Origin of the sequence: Caulobacter sp. B11 (assembly GCF_002737765.1) — a bacterium.
Lineage (GTDB): Bacteria > Pseudomonadota > Alphaproteobacteria > Caulobacterales > Caulobacteraceae > Caulobacter.
Map to the genome: position 1 here is coordinate 1 of NZ_PEGG01000376.1, position 2,492 is coordinate 2,492.

At 66.0% G+C, this 2,492-nt stretch carries 2 protein-coding genes and 1 pseudogene; 1 reads left to right on the plus strand and 2 read right to left on the minus strand.

Annotated elements, in window-relative coordinates:
- A partial coding sequence (locus tag CSW58_RS13050; protein ID WP_201721677.1) for an RcnB family protein occupies positions 1–202 on the plus strand: 202 nt, incomplete at its 5' end.
- 78 nt (positions 203–280) lie between these two features.
- Here the strand turns inward: CSW58_RS13050 and gatB are convergent.
- Positions 281–1,781 (minus strand): annotated as a pseudogene (gene gatB / locus CSW58_RS13055) (Asp-tRNA(Asn)/Glu-tRNA(Gln) amidotransferase subunit GatB).
- Positions 1,782–1,965: 184 nt separating this feature from the next.
- Positions 1,966–2,370, minus strand: a complete 405-nt coding sequence (locus CSW58_RS13060) for a rhodanese-like domain-containing protein (RefSeq protein ID WP_099447570.1) — start codon at positions 2,368–2,370, stop codon at positions 1,966–1,968.
- Positions 2,371–2,492 lie beyond the last annotated feature (122 nt).

Consider the following 2,492-nt stretch of genomic DNA (forward strand, 5'->3'; position numbering starts at 1 on the left):
GATCTATCGCCCAGGCTACACATCGTGGCGTCGCGGCGGCTATCTGCCATCCTACTATCGCGGCGGCGGCTATGTGGTTCACGACTATGACCGCTACCGGCTGCGGTCCCCGCCGCGCGGCTACTACTGGTACCGAACCGGCAACGACTACGTGCTGGCGGCCATCGCCACCGGCCTGATCTTCGACATCATCAACAACTAGGCCGGTCCCCGGATCGACAAAGGGCCCGTCGCTGGCGCGGCGGGCCCTTCATGTTTGCGTCCGACAGCCAGGCGCGGACTACAAGCCGAGCTTGGCCTTCAGCAGGTCGTTGACGGTGGCCGGATTGGCCTTGCCGCCGGTTTCCTTCATCACCTGACCGACGAACCAGCCGATGGCCTGCGGCTTTTCCTTCACGGCCGAGGCCTTGTCGGGATTGGCGGCGATCAGCTTGTCGATGGCCGCCTCGATCGCCCCGGTGTCGTTGATCTGGACCAGGCCGCGCGCCTCGACGATCTGCGCCGGACGGCCTTCGCCGGCCCACATGTGCTCGAAGACTTCCTTGGCGATCTTAGAGCTGATGACGCCGGTCTCGATCAGCTCGACCAGTTGGGCGATGTCTGAGGCCGGCAGCGGCGAGGCGCTGATCTCGTGACCATGAGCCGACAGCCGCGCCAACAGTTCGTTGGTTACCCAGTTGGAGACGAGCTTGGCGTCACGGCCCTTCGCCGCCGCCTCGAAATAGTCGGCCCGGTCGCTCTCGATGATCAGCACGCCGGCGTCATAGGCCGACAGGCCGTACTGGCTCTGCAGACGCGCCTTCTTGGCGTCCGGCAGTTCCGGCAGGCTCTCTTCGATGCGCTTGACCCAGGCCGGATCGAGGATCAGCGGCAGCAGGTCCGGGTCGGGGAAGTAGCGATAGTCATGCGCCTCCTCCTTGGACCGCATCGAACGGGTCTCGAGCCTGGTCGGGTCGAACAGGCGGGTCTCCTGGTCGATCTTGCCGCCGTCTTCGAGAATTTCGATCTGGCGACGGGCCTCATATTCGATGGCCTGCTGAATGTAGCGATACGAGTTGACGTTCTTGATCTCGCAGCGCGTGCCCAGATGGCTGAAGCTGCCGGTCTCGCGGAACTTTTCGTAGGCGCCGGGGCGGCAGACCGAAACATTGACGTCGGCCCGCAGGTTGCCCTTGTCCATGTCGCCGTCGCAGGTGCCCAGATAGACTAGGATCGTGCGGATCTTCTTCACATAGGCCGCCGCCTCTTCCCGAGGTGCGCATGTCCGGCTTGGACACGATCTCCATCAGGGCCGTGCCGGCGCGATTGAGGTCGACATAGGTGGCGTTGGGATCCTGGTCGTGCAGCGACTTGCCGGCGTCCTGTTCCAGGTGCAGGCGCTCGATGCGGACTTCGAAGGTCGTGCCGTCGTCGCGCTCGACGCTGACGACGCCCTCGCCGACGATCGGCTGGTCGAACTGGCTGATCTGATAGCCCTGCGGCAGGTCGGGATAGAAGTAGTTCTTGCGGTCGAAACGGCTCTTCAGATTGATCTGCGCCTTCAGGCCCAGGCCCGTCTTGACCGCCTGCTCAACGCAGAAGCCGTTCAACACCGGCAGCATGCCGGGCATGGCCGCGTCGACCAGGCTGACCTGCTCGTTGGGGCCGGCCCCAAAGCCGACCGCCGCGCCGGAAAACAGCTTGGACTTGCTGGCCACCTGGGCGTGGATCTCGAGGCCGAGAACGATTTCCCACGGACCGGTGCGGCCCTGGATCTGTTTGGAAGAGCTTGCGTCAGTCATCTCGTACTTCCTCCCTCCCGCCGGGAGGGGCGCCGCCAGGGGCGGAATGGGGCCTTGCCGACAAGGAGATGGCCAATCCCAGCCCTCGCCGCACCCCCGTCTCATGCACCGTCCGACCCCAGACTCGCAAGGTCTTCGAACAGGGCGGCGCTCGCGACAGAGCCCCGGAGACCGGGGACGTCGGCTAGATCGGGCCCACGGCGAGCGGAAAGCCCTCGTCGACCCAACCCGTGACCCCGCCGACCATGAGCTTGACCGGTCGCCCCAGCCTGGCCATCCGGATCGCCGCCCGCGCCGCGCCATTGCAGTGCGGCCCGGCGCAATAGGTGACGAACAGGGTCTTGGGCGGATAGGCCGCATCAAGGCGCGAGGCGATGATCTTGCCGTGCGGGATGTTGACCGCCCCCGCCACATGGCCGTGGGCGAACAGGGCCGGCGAGCGGGCGTCGATCAGCACGAAGCCCGGCGCGTCCGAGGCCAGGGCGTCGTGAACGTCCCAGCAGTCGGTCTCAAAGGCGAAGGCGGCCTCGAAATGACGCAGAGCGGCCTCGCTCGGCGCGGCGGGGACGGCGGTGACGGCGTTGGTCATGGCGATGGCCTCCGGACTGGGAACCCCAGGCTTGTGCGGCGCGGGCGGCGGGACCACAATCGGCACGAATGCCAATGTTGGTCGATATCATGCCAAAGCCGCCGCCAAACCGCCTCGTCGCA